General features: G+C 70.6%; 16 protein-coding genes. 11 read left to right on the top strand and 5 right to left on the bottom strand.

The window, feature by feature from the left end; genetic code table 11:
- Positions 1–5: 5 nt before the first annotated feature.
- Both HUW36_RS02390 and HUW36_RS02385 read right to left on the bottom strand, forming a co-directional pair.
- Entirely contained in the window at positions 6–1,283 is a 1,278-nt protein-coding gene (locus tag HUW36_RS02390) for a hypothetical protein (protein WP_174526551.1), read from the bottom strand.
- Between the two features lie 112 nt (positions 1,284–1,395).
- The gene (locus HUW36_RS02385; protein WP_099160247.1) at positions 1,396–1,905 is read right to left on the bottom strand and encodes a SigE family RNA polymerase sigma factor; all 510 of its coding nucleotides are present in this window, start codon (positions 1,903–1,905) and stop codon (positions 1,396–1,398) included.
- Positions 1,906–2,056: 151 nt separating this feature from the next.
- On the opposite strand from HUW36_RS02385, the gene HUW36_RS02380 reads away from it, so the two are divergent.
- A complete protein-coding gene (locus HUW36_RS02380) occupies positions 2,057–2,797 on the top strand; it encodes a GerMN domain-containing protein (protein WP_099160245.1) in 741 nt (246 codons plus the stop codon).
- Positions 2,798–2,984: 187 nt separating this feature from the next.
- On the opposite strand, the gene HUW36_RS02375 is transcribed toward HUW36_RS02380, so the two are convergent.
- Together HUW36_RS02375 and HUW36_RS02370 are read right to left on the bottom strand one after the other, a co-directional pair.
- Positions 2,985–3,893, bottom strand: a complete 909-nt coding sequence (locus HUW36_RS02375) for an endo alpha-1,4 polygalactosaminidase (protein WP_174526550.1) — start codon at positions 3,891–3,893, stop codon at positions 2,985–2,987.
- A gap of 197 nt (positions 3,894–4,090) precedes the next feature.
- The gene (locus tag HUW36_RS02370) at positions 4,091–5,068 is read right to left on the bottom strand and encodes a LacI family DNA-binding transcriptional regulator (protein WP_174526549.1); all 978 of its coding nucleotides are present in this window, start codon (positions 5,066–5,068) and stop codon (positions 4,091–4,093) included.
- 293 nt (positions 5,069–5,361) lie between these two features.
- On the opposite strand from HUW36_RS02370, the gene araB reads away from it, so the two are divergent.
- From araB to HUW36_RS02350, 4 genes are all read left to right on the top strand, one after another.
- Complete coding sequence (gene araB, locus HUW36_RS02365; RefSeq protein WP_174526548.1) at positions 5,362–7,029, top strand: ribulokinase; 1,668 nt, start codon at positions 5,362–5,364, stop codon at positions 7,027–7,029.
- Complete coding sequence (locus tag HUW36_RS02360; RefSeq protein WP_174526547.1) at positions 7,026–7,724, top strand: L-ribulose-5-phosphate 4-epimerase; 699 nt, start codon at positions 7,026–7,028, stop codon at positions 7,722–7,724. The genes araB and HUW36_RS02360 overlap by 4 nt, the downstream gene beginning before the upstream one ends.
- Positions 7,721–9,217, top strand: a complete 1,497-nt coding sequence (gene araA, locus HUW36_RS02355; protein ID WP_174526546.1) for an L-arabinose isomerase — start codon at positions 7,721–7,723, stop codon at positions 9,215–9,217. Before HUW36_RS02360 ends, araA begins: the two co-directional genes overlap by 4 nt.
- Positions 9,218–9,344: 127 nt before the next feature.
- A complete protein-coding gene (locus tag HUW36_RS02350; protein WP_246247808.1) occupies positions 9,345–10,646 on the top strand; it encodes a glycoside hydrolase family 27 protein in 1,302 nt (433 codons plus the stop codon).
- 95 nt (positions 10,647–10,741) lie between these two features.
- Here HUW36_RS02350 and HUW36_RS02345 read toward each other — a convergent pair whose 3' ends face one another.
- Complete coding sequence (locus HUW36_RS02345; protein WP_174526545.1) at positions 10,742–11,707, bottom strand: formylglycine-generating enzyme family protein; 966 nt, start codon at positions 11,705–11,707, stop codon at positions 10,742–10,744.
- 381 nt (positions 11,708–12,088) lie between these two features.
- Between HUW36_RS02345 and HUW36_RS02340 the strand changes: the two genes are divergently transcribed.
- The 6 genes from HUW36_RS02340 to HUW36_RS35070 form a co-directional block, all read left to right on the top strand.
- Positions 12,089–13,351 (top strand): ABC transporter substrate-binding protein, encoded by a 1,263-nt coding sequence (locus HUW36_RS02340; RefSeq protein ID WP_174526544.1) that lies wholly within the window; start codon positions 12,089–12,091, stop codon positions 13,349–13,351.
- A gap of 5 nt (positions 13,352–13,356) precedes the next feature.
- Positions 13,357–14,301 carry a carbohydrate ABC transporter permease gene (locus tag HUW36_RS02335; protein ID WP_246247814.1) on the top strand — a complete coding sequence of 315 codons (945 nt, stop codon included), beginning with the start codon at positions 13,357–13,359 and terminating at the stop codon, positions 14,299–14,301.
- Positions 14,302–14,304: 3 nt separating this feature from the next.
- A complete protein-coding gene (locus tag HUW36_RS02330; RefSeq protein WP_174526542.1) occupies positions 14,305–15,132 on the top strand; it encodes a carbohydrate ABC transporter permease in 828 nt (275 codons plus the stop codon).
- Between the two features lie 127 nt (positions 15,133–15,259).
- A complete protein-coding gene (locus HUW36_RS02325) occupies positions 15,260–16,957 on the top strand; it encodes a glycoside hydrolase family protein (protein ID WP_174526541.1) in 1,698 nt (565 codons plus the stop codon).
- A gap of 208 nt (positions 16,958–17,165) precedes the next feature.
- Entirely contained in the window at positions 17,166–18,278 is a 1,113-nt protein-coding gene (locus HUW36_RS34285) for a hypothetical protein (protein ID WP_246247804.1), read from the top strand.
- A 154-nt stretch (positions 18,279–18,432) separates the two neighbouring features.
- On the top strand, positions 18,433–18,586 hold a 154-nt coding region (locus HUW36_RS35070; protein ID WP_174526540.1), incomplete at its 3' end, for an FAD-dependent oxidoreductase.

Genomic DNA, 18,586 nt, shown 5'->3' with positions numbered 1-18,586 from the left:
ACGGCTCAGTTCAGATGGGTGCGCAGATGGTCGAAGATGGCCGGCGCCGCCACACAGAGCTGCTGGAAGCCCTTGGTGAAGTTCGCGTCGTCGGTCCCGTCGTCGACGTAGCTCTCCAGGCCGCCGGTCACCAGCAGCAGGAACGTCGCCCCGTCGGACATGTCCGGGGTGCCGGTGTCCTTGGTGACGTTGAGCAGGGCACCCAGCCCGTTGTTCGGGACGCTGGTGTCCGCGGCGCACCGGTCGTTGGCCTCGTCGACGAATCGCTGGCCCGAGCCGCCGAGTTCCACCAGCGAGATCCGGTTGGCGGCGCGTCGGGCAGCCTGGTGCAGGTAGTCGCAGGCGGATTGGTCCTTCGCGCAGTTGTACGCCTGTCCGCGGCTCGGGTAGCCGGGGCTGGGGTCCGTCCAGTGGCTGATGATCCGGACCTTGGCCAGGTCGGCCGGCGCGTGGTGCTCCAGCCAACACACCGCACCTGCGATCTCCGACATCGGCCCCCAGTTGAGCACCGTGAGCCCGCCGGCCCGGATCGAGGCGACGAGCGCCTCGACGGTCGCCGGTGGCTGCCGCAGCCACGGGTTCGCGGCGGTGCAGGTGGTGAAGCCGTCGCCGTCGGCGCAGGTGGAGGCCAAGGTGATGCCTGGCAGGTGCGCGCCGAAGGACGTTCTCGCGTAGTCGAGAGCCTTGGCGCAGTTGATGCCGACGGTGGTCGCGCCGACGACGACCCTCTCGACGGCGAACTTGTCGGCATACGCGCTCAGCGTCGCGAGGGTCACGATGTCGTCGCGGTCGGTGCCGCCACCGGGGATGCTCATGTCGCTGAGCACCCACACCGAGGGCCGGCCGGCGGCGTCGGTCGGGTCGGGCGTCGGGGTGGCGGATCCGTTGTCGACGGTGAAGGTTACCGTCCGGGTCGTGGCGGCGGAGCCCTTGGCGGCCCGCACCGTCAGGGTGTAGCGCCCGTCGGCGATCCGGTTGGTGTCCCAGCCCGTGGCGGCTCCGTTGTGGTCGCCGTGGAAGAAGTACGGTGCGGCCCGTTCGGTCCAGACGTCGCTCGACGGGCCGGACAGGGTGAAGGTGACGGCGTCGGTTGCTCCCCGGACCTTCGCCTGGACCACCGTGACGCCTCGTACCGTGCCGCCGTCCGTCGCGCCGGTGACGGCGGTGATGGTCGGTGCCGCCGCCGCGGAGGCACTCGGCGCGGTCCCCCACGCCGCCGCGGCGGCGAGCACCAGCACACCGGCGGTACTCAGCAGACCAACTCTCGCACCACGACTGCTCATCCTCGGGCCTCCTCCGTGTCGACCGGCGGCGCTTCGCGAGCGCCGGCGGTGGGATCTGCGCAGGAACACCCCGCGGGGACGGCGCGGGTTTCATGTCGAACGGCGGCCGGGCTCAGAACTCGAGGCGGGCCAGTGCCGCGACGGTCAGTTCGTCACGCAGCACGTCCTGTAGCTGCTGGCGTCCTCGCCGCAGCCACGTCTTGACGGTGTTCTCCGGTACGCCGAGTTCCTCGGCCACGTCCCGAACGGGGAGGTCGACGAGGTAGTGCAGGACCAGTGCCTGTCGGTGGCGTACGGGCACCTTCCGCAGCGCGTCCACGACGGCGGTGTGGTCACCGTCGTCGGGCTGCCCGCGACGACCGGCGCCGAGGCGCAGCATGGCGGCCGTCGCGCGAAGTGCCTGCCGGCGTCGGGAGAACGCGAGGTTGAAGGCCACTCTGCGTACCCACGCCTCGGGCAGGTCGTACTCTCTGATCTTCGCCCATCGGACGAGCGCGCGGGAGAACGCCTCCTGCGCCAGCTCCTCGGCATCGTGGCGGTTCCCGGTCAACGCGTACAGCTGACCAACCAGTCGACGATAGGTGGCGAGGTAAAATTCGGTGAACTCCCGGTCCGTCGACATCGAACCTCTCAGCCAGGGATCGCCCGTGACTGTGGCGGCCGTCCGACAGCAACGAGGCCCACTCACCCGCCATCCGCTACCGCACGCTATGTGACGGCCGGTTCAGCGTCAAACGTTACAGTGGCCTCGACGACGCTTCGAGGAGACAGCGGTGACGGACGGTGGGCGCGACGACGGCGCGACGCGGGACGCCCTGCGCCGCCTGGCCGGCACCGCCGCGGACACCGCCCGGCCACCGGACCTGGCGGATCTGCACCGCCGGACCCGCCGACGCCGCGCTCGTACCGCCGGTGCCGTCGGAATGGTCACCGCAGCCGTGCTGGCCGTGCCGATCGGGATCGGGGCCCTGAGCCCGGCGGGGCAACGCGGACAGGCGGTCACCGGCCCGGCGGTGGGGCCTTCAACCACGACATCTGTCGCGCCGACGGCCCGGCCGAGTGACGGGCAGGAGCCGCTGCAGCCGACCGTGGAGCCCTCCACCGGCACCCGCAGGGTCAAGCTGTTCCTGCTGCGTGAGCGCGCCGGTCAACCCTGTCCGCAGATCGTGCCGGTGACTCGCGAGTTGCCCGCCGAGGGGGTGGCCAAGCGGGCGCTGGCCGCGCTGCTGGACGGGCCGACACCGGCGGAGCAGTCGGCGGGGCTGACAAGCGTCTTTCGCGACGACGCCTACCGGTTCCGGTATCTCAAGCTGGACGGGCCGATGGCCCGCGCCGACTTCACCGACCTGGACGGCATCCTGGCCCCCGACGACAGGTGCGAGAAGACCAAGCTGCTGGAGCCGATGCGGCGGACCCTGGAGCAGTTCGGCTGGATCCGGGAGGCCCGCTTCTCCATCCGCGGTGACCAGCGGGCCTTCTATGTGGACGTGCTGCACGACCAGGTGCCGAAATGACGGCACGAGCCGGAGCCCGGCCGACGGGGTCCGGCTCGGCCGCGTTCCGTCCAGCGCACTGGATCGGCCCCGTCCAGGACGAAGTCCACCCGGTCCACGCGGCCATCCGTTCGGCCTCCTGACAGATGCCTTCTGTCTGGACCAAGAGGGCGCTCGCGACAGGACACTCCGCAGGCGACGACGGGGTTCAGCACGTGCGGTAGACGTAGCCGGGGCTGTTCGGGCGGCTGAGCCGCCGGTCACGCTGCACCACCGACAGTCGGGCCCCGACCGTGCGGCACGTCTGCGCGAAGCCGGCGTCGGTGTACTCGATGACCATGACATGGTCGCCGTAGACGGAGGTGTAGTCGTCGCAGTCGGCGTACCGGCCGCACTCCTCGGCGATGGCGAAGTCGAGACCGACGTCGCGTCCGGCCCGGCCGAGGTCGACGGCATTCTTCTGCGCCACGGCCAGGGAGACCCGGTCGGCGCGGGCGGCGAGCATCCCGACGTACTCGATCGCCTGCACTTCGGTGAGTCGGCCCTGGGACCGGTGATACGAGTCGAGGTTGTCCGGCTCGACGGCCGGGAAACCGTCGGCGGCGCATCGTTCGAGCCAACCGCCGACGATGGCGGCGAGACGGGCCCGCTTGTCCGGCGTGGAGATGTCGAGCAGGATCTCCTGCCGCGGCGCGTCGACCACGTACCGTCCAATGGCGTCGCGCAGCAGCAGGTCGTCGTGGTAGGCCCGCCACCAGCCGATCTCCTGGGGCTGGGCCTGGAAGGCGTTGACGCGGCAGATGGTGTAGGCGCCGAGGGCCGGGCTGTCCGCCCAGTCGCGGCTGACCACCCGCGCCGGCAGCGGTAGCGGGTAGGCGCCGCCGAGCTGGTAGTCGATCGAGACGTTGGTGGGTGGCCGCCGAACGGTGCGCCGCGCGAAGCCGGGGCGCTGGGAGGCTGCGGTGACACCGCCGCTGCTCGACGAGAGGTAGGCGGTGGTAACCGGCGGCGGGACGGCGGTGGGGGCGTCGGACGTGATCCCAAGGGGATCACCGGGCAGCAGGACGAGCAGGACGGCGATGATGCCGCTCGGCCAGGCGCGAGTTGAGGGTTTCATGGCGCTCCTCGGGTCGGTCACCACCGGGACGGCGGCGTCGACCGGGAACACTCCGGCGGCGCAGCCGGAGTTTCAGCGGGAGGTGGGGGCGGCCCCGGGGCCTGCCGGAGAACCGGAGCGACCGTGCGTCGGCACGGTGGCGCCGACGGCCCGCGCAGCCGCTCTCGGCCCGACGCTGGGTACGCCCGCCCGCCCGCTCAGCGGGGCGCGGCGGTGCTGTCTCGCACGACCATCTCGGGCACGATCAGACCTGCCGAGGGCGGGCTCGTGCCGTCGATCCGAGCGACGATCTCGGCGATGCAGCGTCGACCGACCTCGGCGAAGTCCTGCCGGACGGTGGTCAACGGCGGGTGGAAGAACTCCGACTCGGGCAGGTCGTCGAAACCCACCACGCTGATGTCGCCTGGTACCGAGCGCCCGGCCTCTTCGAATGCGCGGAGCAGGCCCAGCGCCATCTGGTCGTTGGCGGCGAAGACGGCGGTGACGTCGGACCGCTCGAGGATGCGCCGGCCCGCCTCGTAGCCGGAGCGGGGGGACCAGTCGCCCACCAGCACTTCGGGCACGGGAGCATGAGCGGCCATCAGCTCGGTCAGCCAGCCGCTGACCCGGGCGTCCGCCTCGAACCAGTTGATCGGGCCCCGGACGTGAGCCACCGTCCGATGCCCGAGATCGAGCAGGTGACGGGTGGCCGTCCGGGCCCCGCCGACCTGGTCGATGCCGGCGACGGACTGCTCGCCGTCGCGTGCCTCGACCATCACGAGCGGCACTGTGCGTGCGACACCGGCCACCGCCTCGACCACGGAGCCGACCGGCGCGATGACGATCACCCCGTCCACCGCAGCCGCCAGCAGGTGGTCGATCGCGGACCGCATCGACTGGCGATCGACCGCGTCGAGCACGGTGACGCTGACGAAGTACCCGGCCCGCCGCGCCGCCTCGGAGATGCCGGTCAGCGTGCCCGCCGGACCGTACTGCTGCGTGGACACGCTGACCACACCCAGCGTCATCGTCCGCTTCGTGATCAGGGCCCGGGCGCTGACATTCGGGCGGTATCCGAGCTGGGCGACGGCCCGCTCCACCCGCTCCCGCACGGAGTCGCTGACGTTGGGCAGCCCGTTGAGGACCCGGGAGACGGTCTGGTGCGAGACGCCGGCGAGCCGGGCGACATCGCGCATGACTGGTGTCCGGGCCCTGCCCGCGTCCTCGCCTTGAGCGGGCGCGCGTGAGGTCATGACCCGTACGGTAACAGGCCGCGCCGCCCGACCGCGACTCTCGAAAACGTTTAACAGAGCGGTCACAAAGCGATCATCAACCAACTCTCAGGAGAGCTTATAGAGCGGACGTTATTGCCGCTCTCAGCCGTGATTTGCCCTTGATCAAGGGTTGACGGCGCCTGTTGTGACCGTTAACAATGGCCGCCAGCAGCGAGGTGCCCGCCGGCACCGTCGGGATCATGGGAGTCGGGGACATGAGCACGCAGCCAGGACCGCGCTACGTCGTGGGGGTCGACTTCGGCACACTTTCCGGCCGAGCGCTGGTCGTCCGGGTGAGTGACGGCGCGGAACTCGCGTCCGCGGTCTGCGAGTACCCGCACGGCGTCATCGACACCCTGCTGCCCGGCACCGGGCGACGGCTGCCCCGCGACTGGGCCCTCCAGGTCCCCGCCGACTACCTCACGGTGCTGCGCACCGCCGTGCCCCGGGCGGTACGGGCCGCGAAGATCGACCCGGCCGACGTCATCGGCATCGGCACCGACTTCACCGCCTGCACCATGGTGCCCACGCTGGCCGACGGCACGCCGCTCTGCGAGCTGCCCCGCTTCGCCCATGAGCCGCACGCCTACGTGAAGCTCTGGAAACACCACGCCGCCCAGCGCCACGCCGACCGGATCAACGCTCTGGCCGCCGAACGGAACGAGCCCTGGCTCGGCCGCTACGGCGGGTTGATCTCCTCGGAATGGGAGTTCGCCAAGGGTCTGCAACTGCTGGAGGAGGCACCCGAGGCGTACGCCGCCATGGACCGGTGGGTGGAGGCGGCGGACTGGATCGTCTGGCAGCTCACCGGCACCTACATCCGCAACGCCTGCACCGCCGGCTACAAGGGCATCCTCCAGGACGGCCGATACCCGGACGAGGAGTTCCTCGCCGCGCTCAACCCCGACTTCCGCGACTTCGTCCGGGACAAGCTCGACCAGCGCATCGGTGAACTGGGCGCCGCCGCCGGCCGGCTCACCGCCCGGGCCGCCCGCTGGACCGGGCTGCCCGAGGCAACGGTGGTGGCCGTCGGCAACGTGGACGCACACGTCACCGCCGCCGCCGCGCAGGCGGTCGAGCCCGGTCAGTTGGTGGCGATCATGGGCACCTCGACCTGCCATGTGATGAGCGGCGACCGGCTCGTGGAGGTGCCGGGGATGTGCGGTGTCGTGGACGGCGGCATCGTCGCCGGGCTTCCCGGCTACGAAGCCGGCCAGTCCGGGGTCGGCGACATGTTCGGCTGGTTCGTCGCGAACCAGGTCCCCCCGGCGTACGTCGCGGACGCCCGCACCCAGGGCGTCTCCGTGCACGAATACCTGACCAACCTCGCGGCCCGGGACCCCGTGGGCGCGCACGGACTGGTCGCCCTCGACTGGTGGAGCGGCAACCGTTCGGTACTCGTCGACCACGAGCTGTCCGGTCTCCTGATCGGCCTGGACCTCACCACCCGGCCCGAGGAGATCTACCGCGCCCTGCTGGAGTCGACCGCCTTCGGCACCCGCGTGATCGTGGAGACCTTCGCCCGCGCCGGGGTGCCGGTGCGGGAGTTCATCGTCGCCGGTGGGCTGCCGAAGAACCGGTTCCTCATGCAGATCTACAGCGACGTGCTGAACCTGCCGCTGTCCACCGTCGTCTCGGAGCAGGGTCCCGCCCTCGGCTCCGCGATCCACGCGGCCGTGGCGGCCGGCGCCTACCCGGACGTGCCCACCGCCGCCGCGGCAATGGGTGGCCGGGTGGTCGAGTCGTACCGGCCGATCACGGCCAACGTCATGGCCTACCAGCGGCTCTACGACATCTACCGGGAACTGCACGACCAGTTCGGCCGCGGCGGCACCGACGCCATGCGGCGCCTCAAGGCGATTCGACGGGAGACCACCGCATGACGATCGACACCGCCTCCGCCGTACGGTCCGCCGTGGCGCAGCTACGCGACACCGTCTGCGCGCTGCACGCCGAGCTGACCCGCTACGAACTGGTCGTCTGGACCGCTGGCAACGTGTCGGCCCGGGTGCCCGGCGAGGAGCTGATGGTCATCAAGCCCTCCGGGCTGCCGTATCACGAGCTCACCCCCGCGGCGATGGTCGTCACCGACCTGCACGGTCGGCTGGTCGACGGCGACCGCGCCCCGTCCTCGGACACCGCGGCGCACGCCTACGTCTACCGGCACCTGCCGGAGGTCGGCGGGATCGTGCACTCGCACTCCACGTACGCCACCGCCTGGTCGGCCCGACGGGAGCCGATCCCGTGCGTGCTCACGATGGTCGCCGACGAGTTCGGCGGGGACATCCCGGTCGGCCCGTTCGCGCTGATCGGGGACGACTCCATCGGCCGCGGCATCGTCGAGACGCTGCGCGGGTCGCGCAGCCGGGCGGTGCTCATGGGCGGCCACGGTCCGTTCACCATCGGCAGCGACGCGCGGGACGCGGTCAAGGCCGCGGTGATGCTCGAGGACGTCGCTCGCACGGTGCACGTCGCCCACCAGCTCGGCCGGCCACCGCGCCTGGAGCAGGAGCACATCGACAGCCTCTTCCACCGTTACCAGAACGTCTACGGACAGCAGGGAGAACCGACTTCATGAGGCAGCAGCAGATCTGGTTCCTCACCGGCAGCCAGGGGCTGTACGGGCCGGAGGTGCTCGACCAGGTCGCCCGCCAGTCCGGCGAGATCTGCGTGGCGCTGGCCCGGCATCCCGGGATCGTGGCAGAGGTGGTGGCCAAGCCGGTGCTCACCGATGCCACCGCCATCCGTCAGGTGATGTGCGCGGCGAACGCCGACGACCGGGTGGTCGGAGTCGTCGCCTGGATGCACACCTTCTCCCCCGCCAAGATGTGGATCACCGGCCTCGACGCGCTGCGCAAGCCCCTGCTGCACCTGCACACACAGGTCAACCGGGACCTGCCGTGGAGCTCCATCGACATGGACTTCATGAACCTGAACCAGGCAGCGCATGGCGACCGCGAGTTCGGCTACGTGCAGACCCGGCTCGGCAGGACCCGCAAGACGGTCTCCGGCCACCTGTCCAACCCGACCGTACTGGCCCGGATCAGCGACTGGTCCCGGGTGGCCGTGGGGGTGCAGGCGCTGCGCACCATGCGACTGGCCCGCTTCGGCGACAACATGCGCGACGTCGCGGTGACCGAGGGGGACAAGGTCGAGGCCGAGCTGCGCTTCGGCGTCTCGGTCAACACCTACGGGGTCAACGACCTCGTCGCCGTGGTCGACGCCGTCGACGACGGCCCGGTGAAGGAACTGGTCGGCGAGTACGAGCAGCGCTACGCGGTCGCGCCGGAGCTGCGCGCCGGTGGCGGGCGCCACGAGTCGCTGCGCTACGCCGCCCGGATCGAACTGGCGCTGCGGCACTTCCTCGACGACGGCGGCTTCACCGCGTTCACCACCAACTTCGAGGACCTCGGCGGCCTGCGCCAACTGCCCGGCCTGGCCGTGCAGCGGTTGATGGCCGACGGCTACGGGTTCGGCGGCGAAGGCGACTGGAAGACCTCGGTGCTGCTGCGCGCGCTCAAGGTCACGGCGGCGGGGCTGCCGGGCGGCACCTCGTTCATGGAGGACTACACCTACCACCTGGAGCCCGACCGGGAACTGGTGCTCGGCGCGCACATGCTGGAGGTCTGCCCCACGATCACCGCCCGCACGCCGCGCGTGGAGATCCATCCGCTGTCGATCGGCGGCCGGGAGGACCCGGTCCGGATGGTGTTCGACGCCGACCCGGGCGAGGGCCTGGTGGTCGGCATGTGCGACCTGGGCGACCGGTTCCGCCTGGTGGCCAACGAGGTGACGGTGGTCGAGCCGCTGGCCGAGATGCCCCGGCTGCCCGTCGCCAGGGCCGTCTGGCGCCCGCACCCCGACTTCGCCACGTCCGCCGACTCCTGGCTGACCGCCGGCGGCCCGCACCACACCGTGCTCTCCACCGCGCTGACCAGGGAGCACCTGTACGACTTCGCCGAGATCCTCGGTGTCGAACTCGCACTCATCGAGGCGGAGACCACGTCCCGGCGCTTCGCCCACGAGCTGCGCTGGACCAGCGCCTACCACCGGCTCGCCCGCGGGCTGTGACACCACCGCACCCTCGGACCGCACGACTGGCACACGCCACCGCCGCGGTTCCTGGGCCGTCCTCGGCGCCGGCCCGCCCGGACCGGGTCCGACCGGTGCCGGCCGGCGCCACCTCGAACGACCGCTCGTGACCGACGACCAGGAAGCGCAGGACAAGAACATGACCGTGGCCGCCATTCCCCCGATGGGCTGGAACAGCTGGGACACCTACGGCGCCAGTGTGACCGAGGCGGAGATCCTCGCCAACGCCGAGGTGCTGGCCGGGGAGCTGCTCCCCTTCGGCTGGGACACCCTGGTCGTCGACATCCAGTGGTACGAGCCGGACGCGCACAGCTCCGCCTACCGGCCGTTCGTACCGCTGACCGTGGACGGGCACTCACGGCTGGTGCCGGCGGCGAACCGGTTCCCGTCGGCGGCCGGCGGCCGGGGCTTCGCGCCGCTGGCCGAACGGATCCACGCGATGGGCCTGAAGTTCGGCATCCACATCATGCGCGGCGTGCCCCGCCAGGCCGTGCACGCGGCCACCCCGATCCTGGGCAGCGACGTGACGGCCCGGGACATCGCGCAGACCAACTCCATCTGCCCGTGGAACACCGACATGTACGGCGTGGACGCCACCCGCCCCGGGGCCCAGGAGTACTACGACTCCCTGTTCGCGCTCTACGCCTCGTGGGGGGTGGACTTCGTCAAGGCCGACGACATGCTGCTGCCGTACCACCGGGGCGAGATCAACCTGATGCGCAACGCGCTGGACGCCTGCGGCCGGGAGATGGTGCTGAGCCTCTCCTGCGGCCCGACCCCGGTGGCGGAGGCCGGTCACCTGAGTTCCCGGGCGCACATGTGGCGTACCACGGCCGACTTCTGGGACCGGTGGAGCGACCTGCGTGCGGCGTTCGACATCTGCGCCGCCTGGGCCCCGTACGCCGGGCCGGGACACTGGCCGGACGCCGACATGCTGCCGCTGGGCCGGATCGCCCTGCGCTCCGGCGAGACCGGGGTGCGCGACCGGTACACCCGGTTCACCAGGCCGGAGCAGACGACCCTGATGACCCTGTGGTGCGTGGCCCGCTCGCCGTTGATGCTCGGCACCGACCTGACCCGGCTCGACGACGCCACCCGGGACCTGCTGACCAACCCCGAGGTGCTGGCCGTCCTGCGCGACGGCGACGGGGCCCGGGAGGTGTACCGCGAGCACGACGTCATCGTCTGGACCTCCCGGCTCGACGAGTCGAGCACCGCGCTGGCGGTGTTCAACGTCGGCAAGGACGACCGGGACGTACAGCTGGACCTGCGGGCGGTGGGCATCGACGGTGAGGTGACGCTGCGCGACCTGTGGAGCCGGTCCGAGCAGGGCAAGGCCTGCGGCACCACCGGCATGCGCGTCGAGGCGCACGGCGCCCGGCTGTTCCGCGTCCAGCACCTCGGCTGACCGGTACACCGGCCGGGTCCCGACCCCGCGTCGCCTCGCGACCCGGCCGGCCGCTCGGCGGTGTGGTCCCCCGCCGAGCGGCCGGCCGGCCCGGCTCAGCAGGCCACGCGGAAGCCGGTGTGGCCGGCCGAGGTGTCGGGCGTGTTACGGGTCCGCGCCGAGGTGCGGTAGCGGTTGCAGTACGACGCGTGGCAGAGGTAGGACCCGCCTCGGACCACCCGGGCCGCGTCGCGCCCTGACCCGCCACCGGCCGGGTCGCCCGACCACCAGTCCGCCGTCCACTCCCAGACGTTGCCGCAGGCGTTGAAGAGCCCGTACCCGTTGGGCTGGTAGGACCGGGCCGGCGCGGTGGCACGGTGGCCGTCCTCGGCGGTGTTGCGGAACGGGAACTCCCCCTGCCAGACGTTCATCCGGTGCTCGCCGCCGGGCAGCAGCTCGTCGCCCCACGGGTAGGTGGCCCGGTCCAGGCCGCCGCGCGCGGCTTTCTCCCACTCCGCCTCGGTCGGTAGCCGGGTGCCGGTCCAGCGCGCGTAGGCGGAGGCGTCGTACCAGGACACGTGCACCACGGGGTGGTCGGCGAGTTCGTCGACGGACGACCCGGGACCGAAGGGGTGCCGCCAGTTCGCGCCGCGCACGGCGAACCACCAGGGCGCCTCCGCGACGGTGCCCGGCAGCACGCCGGCCCAGGCCTCGGGGCCGACGAGGCCGGCGAAGACGAAGGACCACCCGTAGCGCTCTGCGTCCGTGACGTATCCGGTGGCGTCGACGAACTCGGCGTACGCGGCGTTCGTGACCGTCGTGACGCCGATCCGGTACTCGTCGACGTGGACCTGGCGGACCGGGCCCTCGGCGTCACCGGGGACGGTGCCGGGGCCGTCCGCGCCCATCCAGAACGAACCGGCCGGAACAGTGATCATCTCCGCCAGGGCGTCGGCTGGTGCGGGACGGGCAGGACCGGACGTGAATCCGGGAACGGGGTGCGGCGGGCCGACCACCGCAGGGGATCCTCCCGCCGTGCCGGGCTGGCAGCAGGCGGAGGACGCAACCTCTGGCGACTTCATGTTTGAGAACGGTAACAATGAGCGGCCTTGATCAATAGCCGTACAAGCATGTGCGCGTGAACATACTGGTAGAAGGCCGCTTGTGACCCAAACGTAACTTGAAGGACGCTTGACTTGCCGGTTTTCGGTCGACCAGACTCACGCTCAATGTGAGCGGTCACAATGGTCCGCTGACAGCACACCGCACCGCGGTGGGCACACCACCGCACGGCACGGCGACGATCCCGCCCACCCGGGTGTCGCCTGCCTCGGCACCGCCCAGCGCCGGCTCTCGGCCGGCGATCCACTCCGAACCCCACCCGGCGCGCACCGAACCCGACCCGACCCGTTGCCGCGCCTGCCGGTGGGCCCGCCGGCCCACCCCCTGGAAAGGACACACCCATGAGACGACGCCTCGTCCTCACCGCGGCGATCTCCGCACTCACACTCGCCCTGACCGGCTGCACCGGCGGTGGCACCGACTCCGGCGGCGGGAAGGGCGGGCAGGTGGAGTTCCTCACCGGCACCGCGGTGGACTCGCCGCTCTACGGGCAGTACCAGGACCTGGTCAAGAAGTTCGAGGCCGACCACTCCGGCGTCAAGGTCAACCTGGTGCCGTCGAGCACCGACCACGAGGGCGACCTCAAGGTGCGGCTGGCTTCGGGCAACATCCCCGACATCTGGATGACCCACGGGTGGTCGCTGCTGCGCTACGGCAAGTTCCTGATGCCGCTGCAGAACGAGCCCTGGGCCAAGGACCTCGCGCCCGCGCTCAAGCCGGCGATGCTCGGCCAGGGCGGCGAGCTGTACGCCATGCCGGTCGACACCGACATCGCGGGCCTGCTCTACAACGCCGACGTGCTGGCCGAGGCCGGCGTCAAGCCCGACGACATCAAGACCTGGGACGACTTCAACCGGGCCGCCGCCGCGATCAAGGCCAAGGGCAAGACCCCGATCTACGCGGCCGGCAAGGACCAGTGGCCGACCGGCCTGTTCGTCGACTGGATCGCGCCGGGCGTCTTCAGCGAGGCCGAGCTGAAGAGCATGAAGGAGGGCACGTTCGCCGAGGGCAGCTACACCAAGGTGCTCGACACCGTCGGCGCGTTCCGCGAGGCCGGCCTGTTCAACAAGGACTACAGCTCGGCGACCACGGACAACGTCGCCCGCGCCCTCGCCGAGGGTAAGACCGGGTTCAGCTTCCTGATGAACTTCGTCGCCACCTCGGCGTTCGAGTACAAGAAGGACGCCAGGATCGGCTTCATGCCGGTGCCCACCGCCAACGGTGGCGAGCCCTACCTGATCAGCGGCGAGAAGAACGCGCTGGGCATCAACAAGGACACCAAGCACCCGAAGGAGGCCAAGGAGCTGCTCGCGTTCCTGGCCCAGCCGGAGAACCTGACCAAGCTGGCCAAGGCCTCCGGGTCCGCGCCGGGCCTGACCAGCGCCCAGTCCGACCTGGGCGGCCTGCAGAGCAGCTACGACACGTACGTCAAGTCGGGCGCGGTGCCGACCGTCCCCTACTTCGACCGGGTCTACATGCCCAACGGCGCCTGGGACACCATGGTCAAGACCACCGACGGCGTGGTGACCAAGCAGTCGACCGTCGCCGACAGCGTGGCCAAGGTCAAGACCGACTTCACCAAGCTGTACGCGCAGGCGAAGTGACCGACATGGTCGACAGCGGCATCGACACGGCGGTGCGTCGCAGCGCGGACGCGACGTACCGCCCGACGGCCGGCCCCCGACATCGGCCTCGGCAAGGGCTGGTGAACGTCCTCTACCTGCCGGCGCTGGCGCTGCTGGCCATGTTCACGGCGTACCCGCTGGTCAACGGGGTCGGGCTGTCGTTCACCGACTGGGACGGCTACAGTCCCGGCCACCACCTGGTGGGCCTGGAGAACTACCAGCGGCTGCTCAGCGACGGCACCTTCCGCACCGTCTTCGTCAACACCCTGGTGTACGCCCTCGGCAGCACCGTCCTGCAGCAGGTGCTCGGCCTGGGCCTGGCGCTCGCGCTGGACCGGCCGATGCGGGGACGGGCCCTGCTGCGCGCGATCATCTACCTGCCGGTGCTGGTCTCCCCGGTCATCATGGGCACCATCTACTACCTGCTGCTGCAGTACGACAACGGTGCCCTCAACGACATCGTGGTCGCGCTCGGGGGTGAGCAGCAGGCGTGGCTGAGCACCACGACCGGCTCGGTGGCCATCATCGTGGCCGTCAACACGATCCAGTTCGTCGGCCTGTCGATGATCATCTACCTGGCCGGGCTGCAGTCGATCCCGACGATGTACTACGAGGCGGCCCGGCTCGACGGCGCGTCGGGCTGGTCGCTGTTCCGCCGGATCACCGTGCCCCTGCTGCAGCCGGCCTTCGCCACCAGCATCGTGCTCAACCTGATCGGTGGCATGAAGCTCTTCGACGTGATCAAGGTGCTCACCGGCGGCGGCCCCGGTTACTCGACCAACTCGGTGTCCACCTTCATCGGCCTGACCTACTTCAACGCGCAGAGCGCCGGGTACGCGGCCGCGATGGGCGTCGCGCTCTTCGCCGTCATCATGATCATGACCTTGGTGCTCAACGCGGCACTCAACAAGCGCCGGCTGGAGGCGTGAGCAATGCTGATCGGACACCGCTTGTTCCGGCTGGCCTCGGTGGGCTTCCTGCTCACCTTCGCGGTCATCCAACTCGTCCCGTTCTACGTCGCGCTCACCACGGCACTCAAGCCCAAGAGTGACCTGAGCTCCCAGTGGATGCCGCCGACCGGGCGTCTCTACCTGGACAACTTCCGCATCGCCATCGAACAGGGCGGCATCCTGCGGGCGATCGTCAACAGCCTCGTCGTCACCTCGGTCGCCACCGTCCTGGTCTGCCTGATCGGGGCGCTCGCCGCCTATCCGCTGGCCCGGCGCGGCACCTGGGTGAACCGGGTGGTGATGCTGCTGATGCTGGGCTCGATCATGGTGCCGCCGTTGAGCGTGCTCGTGCCGCTGTACTCGCTGATGAACCAACTCGGTGGGGTCAACACCTACTGGGGCATCATCCTGATCCTGGTGACGGGCCAGTTGCCACTGAGCGTGTTCCTCTACGCCGCGTTCATCCGGACGGTGCCGACCGCCCTTGAGGAGGCCGCCCGGGTCGACGGCGCGGGTACCTTCCGGGTGTTCTTCCGGATCGTGCTGCCGCTGCTCAAGCCGGTCACCGCGACCGTGGCGATCCTGACCGGCGTGTTCATCTGGAACGACTACCAGATGTCGGTCTACATGCTGACCACCCAGGACGTCCGCACCATCGCCCCCGCGATCGGGTCCTTCTTCTCCCAGCAGAGCAGCAACCTCGGTGCCGCCGCCGCGGCGTCGCTGACCGCGATGGCGCCGATCCTGCTGGCGTACCTGTTCCTGCAGCGGCACTTCATCAAGGGCATGCTCGCCGGCGCCGAGAAGTAGCCGGCGCGTCCTGAAACCTCCCACCGTCCCGCGGAGTGTCCCCACCGCACCATCCTCGCCACGCCTGCCCGGGGCGCGACCGCGGCACCACACCCCCCCACCCCCACCACACCGAAGGAGCAAGGCTATGGCAGGAAAGACCCGACGCCTCGGGGCACTCGCCCTGGGCGTAACCGTCGCCGCAGGCCTGGCCGTCGCCGGCGTCACCAGCGCGTACGCCGGGCAGCAACCAGCCCTCCCCCCGACCGCCGCAGCCGTCGCCGCAGTGACCGTCGCGAAGACCCCTGGGCTGCCCGCGGGCGACAAGTCGTCGATCTACGCGGTGTCGGTGGAGGGGAAGACCCCGTCGGTCTACCGCACCGCACCGAAGGCACGGACCTGCTCGAGCACCAACTGCGACGGCGGCGACCACGCCCGCGCGGAGAACCGGTCGTTCAACTGGTCCTCGTTCTGGTTCCCGGTCGGCACCACCCCGACCGTCACGGTGACCCGGACGGCCGCCGCCGGAGCCGTGACCGACATCAAGGTCCGCGGCACCGGCGACTTCACCATCGTCAGCAAGGACCTCGCCGCCCGGCAGATCAAGATCCGGGTCAACCGGCCGAAGGCCAAGCTGTCGGTGGAGTTCATCGACAACCGCTACGACAGCCTCCGACAGTTGCCGCTGGACGGGATGCTGCTGTTCGCCGACGACTCGCGCGCCGCCGTGGCGGACCCGTCACGTACGGCCCCCGACACCTACGTGGTCAACCCCGGCGCCACCTTCGACCGCTCCCGGGCCGCCCGCTCCACCACGGTGATCTTCACCCGCGGCGTGCACGACCTCGGCTACTGGCCGGTGCCGGACTCGGTGCAGCGCGTGCACCTGGCCGGCGGCGCGTACGTCAAGGGCGCGATCGGCTCCGCCACGGTGAGCAAGTCGACCCAGCAGGGCTTCACCGTCACCGGCCGGGGCGTGCTCTCCGGTGAGGACTTCAACTGGCGGGCCGACAAGCGCACCAACGGCACCACCTCGTGCAGCTACGACTGCTGGGAGTACACCGTCAAGATGGTGCAGCTCGGCACCGACAGGTTCCGCTTCCACGACGTCACCGTGGTCAACGCCCCGCACTGGGTGGTCACCGGCCACCGCGACAACGAGATCACCGCCAAGCAGGGCGACGACGAGTCCCGGTTCACCGGCACCATCTCCGACGTCAAGGTGCTCGGCAACTGGGGCTGGAACGGCGACGGCATCCCCGCCCTGACCGGCACCACCATCAGCGACTCGTTCGTCTCCGCCTTCGACGACGCCTTCAAGCTCTACAGCTCCAACGCCACCATCAAGAACAACACCCTGTGGCAGATGGACAACGGCGCCGTGTTCCAGCTCGGCTGGTTCGCCAAGACCATCTCCAACATCACCGCCACCAACAACACCCTGCTGCACACCGAGTGGACCGGCACCAACTCGAACTGGGGGCTGCTGAACTACCAGGAGGCCGGCGGCTCCGGCGCCATCTCGAACGTCAGCGTCACCGGCACCCGGATCATGGGACCCACCACCCGGGTCGTGGCCCTCTCCAACACCTCCGCCAGCCAGGCGTTCCGCGACATCACGCTGGCCGACACCAGGGTGGACAGGCTCTACAGCCTTGCGGAGATCAACTCGCTGCGCGGCAACGGCAGCAAGGACCTGCCCCGCAACCTGGTCAGGCAGGCGAAGGCACCGCTGGAGCTGACGATCACGAACCTCACCATCGGTGGCACCAGGATCACCTCCGCCAACGCCAGGACCGACGGTGGCTTCGACATCACGGGCAGCCCCACGTTGACCTTCAACTGACCCGGTCTTCGTGTTTCCTGAAATTCTGTGACAAAAACTGAACGATACTGCTGAACACCCCGTACTCCTCATCGACAGAGGACATCGTCCGGAACCGCGATGCCGGAGCGGGCACGAGCACGATTCCTGAGTCCTCACTTCGCACCGCACCGGGTCGCCGCGACATCCCGTCACGTCGGCCCGGTGCGGTCGACCAAAGGAGAGGTGCATGACCAGGGGTACGCGCAACAACGCCGTTCTGAAGCTCGGCGGTGTGGGAGCCTTCGCCGCGTTGCTGATCGGCGCGGGACTGCAACTGGCGTCCGCCGACGAGAACGCCAACGCGACGCCGGTGTCGGTGGTCTGCCCGTCGGTCGCCGACAAGCTCGGCGCGGTGCCGGCCGCCGCGCAGGACGGGGTGAACCGCGAGCTGCAGAATCTGCAGAAGCAGATCGCGAACGTCAACGAGCGGCTGGCCCGCGAGCCCAAGGCGGCACAGAACCAGCTCAACGACATCGCCGGCAAGCGCCGCGCGGTGCTGGACCGGATCAGCCAGGACATCACCCGCGTCGGCGGCGCCGCGCCGGCCGGGCTGCAGGGCCTGGCGAACTGCACGCTCGAAGGTGCGGCCGGCGGCGCCGGGGACGGCGGGGTGGCCGCCCCGCCGGCCAACGCGCAGACGGTCGACTGCCCGACCGTACGCGACAAGCTCCCCGAGGTGCCGGCCGAGGCGGTCGCCGGGGTGGAGAAGGAGTTGGCGAACCTGGACGAGGAGATCGCCCGGCAGAACGAGCGCCTGGCGAAGCTCGCCGTCAAGCCCGAGGGCGGCCCGAACTTCATCCAGAACGCCATCCTGGGCCCGCTGCGCAACAAGCGGGTGGCCGTCCTGAACCGCATCGCCACGGACATCGGCCGGGTCAACGGCAACCGTCCGGGCAACCTGGTCGACCTCGCCACCTGCACGCTCAACTCCCCCGGCACGCCGAGCGCCGTCAACGGCAACGCCGGCCAGGGCGAGGCGGCCGGGTCGGAGAACGGCGGGGCCGCGCAGGCCCGTACGGTGAACTGCCCCCGCGTCGAGTTGCCGGCGGTGCCGGCCGCGGCCGCCGGGCAGGTCCAGTCCGAGCTGGCCACCCTCGACAAGCAGATCGACGAGGCCAACTCCCGGCTTGCCCGGATCGCCGTCAAGCCGGAAGGCGGGCCGAACTTCATCGCCAACGCCATCCTCAACCCGCTGAAGAGCAAGCGAGGGGCGGCGCTCGACCGGATCGAGATCGCCTTCAACCGCGTCGGCGCGCAGCGCCCCGAACTCGACAGCCTCGCGGTCTGCACCCTCAACTGACCGCACACCGGGGAAGGTCGCGGCCCGGCGGAGTGTCCTCTGCCGGGCCGCGGCGCGTCCGCGCCGCCCGACGACCACCCGGTCGGGCGCAGCTCACGGCGGTGCGACGACAGACACAGGATCGGGCTGCGGACGTCACGGAGCGGGGCGAGGGATGCGAACCGGCACGTGGGACATGGTGGTTCTCGGCGGCGGTGTCGCCGGGCTCGCCGCCGCGCGGACGGCCCGTCGACTCGACGCGCAGGTGCTGCTCGTCGACGACGGCACGAGCGGGTACGCCGCGTCCGCGGCGGCCCCCGCCCTCATCG

This window comes from Micromonospora maritima (assembly GCF_902825405.1).
In the GTDB taxonomy this organism is placed as follows: Bacteria; Actinomycetota; Actinomycetes; order Mycobacteriales; family Micromonosporaceae; genus Micromonospora; species Micromonospora maritima.
The sequence above is the reverse complement of the archived record's forward strand: the minus strand, read 5'-3'. Positions and strand labels throughout refer to the sequence as shown.